We start from the raw sequence: 3,547 nt of genomic DNA on the forward strand, positions 1-3,547 counted from the left end.
GGTGATGCTGGAGCTTCAGAGGTGGTAATCCTAAAAGCCCATGGTGCGGCCGCTAGCAACCCTGAATCCTTGGTTATGGGACTCCTGCTCCCAGATGCGCCGGTTGTGGCCTGGTGGCCATCCTCATGCGATCCAAACCCATCGCAGAGTGCAATCGGCAAGATAGCTACCCGTCGCATCGTTGATTCGGCCGAGCAGGCCGATGCACCGGCATTTTTGGCGGCATTTGCAAAGCACTACCGCCCAGGTGATGGAGATATGGCGTGGACTCGCATAACGCTCTGGCGTGCTCAGATCGCAGCGCTGTTTGATCAGCATCTAAATCGTCAGGTGAGCGCTATTGAAGTTATTGGATCTGATCTATCGCCTAGCGCTGAACTTCTGTCTAACTGGCTTGAGCTTCGCTTAGGTGTTGCTGTAAAGATCGAACACAAGCTTGACGGTGAGAATGTTGAAGGAATCGCCGGCGTGAGAATTCACTTCACCGATGGCCAGCTAGAGATTATTCGTCACGGCGAGGTTGCGGAGATTGACCAGACCGGTGCTCCGCACTCATCTGTCTTACTCCCCCGTCGATCTAACCAAGACTGCCTTGTTGAGGACATGAGATTCCTTGGTGAGGATGAAGTTTTTGGTGAGGTGCTTACCAAAGGCCATGGTCGATGATCGAAGTTGAGTCGTTTGCCTCAGACCAGGCCCTAACCGCTGCGGCGGCGAGTGACATCATTGGATTACTAGAGCAGGCAATCGCTCTGCGCGGCAAGGCGAGACTGGTTCTCACCGGCGGCACCCTTGGAATCAAGATTCTTGGCGATTTCAGGACCCTAGGGGTAGACCTCTCGAATGTTGAACTTTTCTTTGGTGATGAGCGATTTGTTGGGCTTGAAAATGCCGACCGAAATGAACACCAGGGCATTGTTGCTTGGCCAGAGCTTTCAGCGGCAAAGCTACATAGATTCCCGGAAGCAGATAGGCCTCTAGAAAAGGCGGCCGGTGAGTTCAGCTCCAAGATTGAATCGCTATTTGGACCACTTAGTGATTCTGCACCAGTGTTTGATGTCGTGATTTTGGGCATGGGGCCTGATGGGCATATCGCATCGCTTTTCCCAGGGCACCAGCAGGCAGAGAATTGGATCATTGCCGAAAAGGCCTCGCCAAAGCCTCCTGCCGAACGCTTATCTTTTAGCTACCAGGCTCTAAATCGCTCAAGAGCAGTGATTTTCCTGGCATCCGGGAGTGCGAAAGCTGCGGTTGCTAAGTGTGCGATTCAGGAAGAGGCGTGCGATTTACCGGCCGCAAAGGTCAAGGGACTAGAACTAACTCGTTGGTATGTTGACGAGGAAACTAGCCGCGAGCTTTAGCAGCCGCTGCTGCGCGCTCACGACGCTCACGAATAGCCTGTAGGGCTTCGTCAAGAATTTCAGCAGCTTCTTCGTCAGTACGACGCTCTTTTACGTAAGCCAAGTGAGTCTTGTATGGCTCAATCTTTGCAACCTGTGGCGGGTTTGCCTTATCCATGCCGGCTGGAAGGCCACAGTGCGGGCAGTCGATCTCACTAGGAACGTCTTCTGGGTTTACCGTTGCAGCAAAGTACTGGCTAGCGTGGTGATTGTTTGAACAAAAGAAGTCTCTGGCAATGCGCTCGACTTTGTGGCCACGGTCTTGCTCGCCCATTGGGCCAGCACCAACGCGAGCACCTCTAATGGATGCTGAATTGGTCAATTTATACCCACTCAAATCTGGTGAATAGTCCAAGCACGATGATTACGACAACCCAAATCAAGCCAAGCACGATGGTGATTCGGTTGAGGTTGCGCTCTGCAACGCCTGAGGAGCTCATGGTGGATGACATTCCGCCACCGAACATGTCCGCAACACCGCCACCACGACCCTTGTGTAGCAGGATGAGCAAGATCAGCAGCACGCTGGTGATTGCCAGCAGCACCAAAAGTGCGGTTTGTAGAACAGCCATGAGGATTCCTTAGGTTTGCGTATAAAACGCCTGTCAAATTATAGAACTATGTGCTTCTGAAAGCGCGAAATGCCTGCAAATTCTTCTGCATCCAAGCTGGCACCGCCAACTAAAACTCCGTCAACCTCGCCAGATGCAAGGAAACCAGCCACATTGTTGGCCTTTACTGAACCACCATAGAGAATGCGGCTCTGGCCACTTTCTGCGCCGAAGTTGTCGGTAATCGCCTTGCGGATGGCTTTCGATACGTCCTCGGCCTCCTGTGGGGTTGCTACCTTGCCAGTGCCAATCGCCCAGACTGGCTCATAAGCAATAACAAACTCACCAAGGGTGTCGTGACCAGAAAGCGCAGCAATGGTTTGTGCCACAGGAACAGCACTCTGCCCCTGAGTCTCAAGTTCTTCCAGGGTCTCGCCGACACAAATGATTGGGACTAGACCGTGCTTCCAAGCAGCAGCAACTTTAGCTTGCACAACTTCGTCACTCTCACTGTGGTTTTGACGACGCTCACTGTGTCCAATGAGAACGAACTTGCAAGCCAGTTTTGCCAAGAAAGCTCCGGAAACTTCGCCGGTAAAGGCACCAGAATCGTGCCGAGAAATGTCTTGAGCGCCAAGTGAGATCTCAAACTTCTCTGCATCGATGAGGGTCTGTGCGCTTCTTAGGTCAGTGAAGGGTGGGAACACCGCAACCTCAACCGCACGGTAATCGTGATCTGCATCGTTTAGTGTCCAGCAAAGCTTCTGGATCAAAGCAATCGCCTGCATGTGATCCAGGTTCATCTTCCAGTTGCCGGCAATCAGCGGTGTGCGCTTAGTCATTTAGGACCTCCAGTCCAGGCAAAACTTTTCCTTCAAGATACTCAAGCGATGCTCCACCACCGGTCGATATGTGTCCAAATGCCGACTCGTCAAACCCAAGTGCTCGAACAGCAGCAGCTGAATCTCCCCCGCCAACCACAGAAAGGCCTTGAACCTCTGTCAGTGCTTGAGCAACTGCCTTAGTGCCGTGCGCGAAGTTAGCAAACTCAAATACTCCCATTGGGCCATTCCAGAACACGGTAGCCGAGGAGCTAACAGCTGAAGCAAAGGCTTTTGCGGATTCTGGTCCAATGTCCAGGCCAAGTCCGTTCGCACCAAAGCTTGAGCTTTCGATCGCATCCGCCGAGACTGTCTCAAATTGAGCATCTGGTGAAAAACTTGCTGCAACCACGATGTCGGTTGGCAAGACCACCTCAACGCCCAGCTCTTTGGCTTGGCTAAGGAAGGTCTTCACGGTGTCGATTTGATCAGCTTCCAAAAGGCTCTTACCTACCTTGTGACCAAGGGCAGCCAAGACGGTGAATACCATTCCACCACCGATTACCAAGCGGTCAACCTTTGGCAGTAGGTGTCCAAGTACCCCGAGCTTGTCGGAAACCTTTGAGCCGCCCAAAACCACGGTGTATGGGCGCTTTGGTGACTCGGTTAGCTGCTTTAGCACTTCTAGTTCGGTAGCAATTAGATCGCCTGCATAGCTTGGCAAAAGCTCAGCTAGTTCGTAAACGCTGGCCTGCTTGCGGTGCACAACTCCGAA

6 protein-coding genes are annotated in these 3,547 nt (G+C 52.6%); 2 read left to right on the forward strand and 4 right to left on the reverse strand.

From position 1 onward, the window contains the following. Together AC128V_RS06760 and pgl are read left to right on the forward strand one after the other, a co-directional pair. Window positions 1-666, forward strand: a 666-nt coding sequence (locus AC128V_RS06760; RefSeq protein ID WP_482763909.1) for a glucose-6-phosphate dehydrogenase assembly protein OpcA, incomplete at its 5' end; no start/stop codon positions are given. Beyond that, the gene (gene pgl, locus AC128V_RS06765) at window positions 663-1,361 is read left to right on the forward strand and encodes a 6-phosphogluconolactonase (RefSeq protein ID WP_482763910.1); all 699 of its coding nucleotides are present in this window, start codon (window positions 663-665) and stop codon (window positions 1,359-1,361) included. The genes AC128V_RS06760 and pgl, both read left to right, overlap by 4 nt. On the opposite strand, the gene AC128V_RS06770 is transcribed toward pgl, so the two are convergent. The 4 genes from AC128V_RS06770 to AC128V_RS06785 all read right to left on the reverse strand — a co-directional run. Further along, on the reverse strand, window positions 1,345-1,722 hold the full coding sequence (locus tag AC128V_RS06770; protein WP_482763911.1) for an RNA polymerase-binding protein RbpA: 378 nt from the start codon (window positions 1,720-1,722) through the stop codon (window positions 1,345-1,347). The genes pgl and AC128V_RS06770 overlap by 17 nt on opposite strands. A gap of 1 nt (window position 1,723) precedes the next feature. Beyond that, window positions 1,724-1,972, reverse strand: coding sequence for a preprotein translocase subunit SecG (gene secG / locus AC128V_RS06775; protein ID WP_482763912.1), 249 nt, complete (start codon window positions 1,970-1,972; stop codon window positions 1,724-1,726). Between the two features lie 38 nt (window positions 1,973-2,010). Beyond that, a complete protein-coding gene (tpiA, locus tag AC128V_RS06780; protein ID WP_482763913.1) occupies window positions 2,011-2,793 on the reverse strand; it encodes a triose-phosphate isomerase in 783 nt (260 codons plus the stop codon). Further along, on the reverse strand, window positions 2,786-3,547 hold a 762-nt coding region (locus tag AC128V_RS06785), incomplete at its 5' end, for a phosphoglycerate kinase (RefSeq protein ID WP_482763914.1). The genes AC128V_RS06785 and tpiA, both read right to left, overlap by 8 nt.

The sequence above is a fragment of the Aquiluna sp. genome (genome assembly GCF_965064355.1).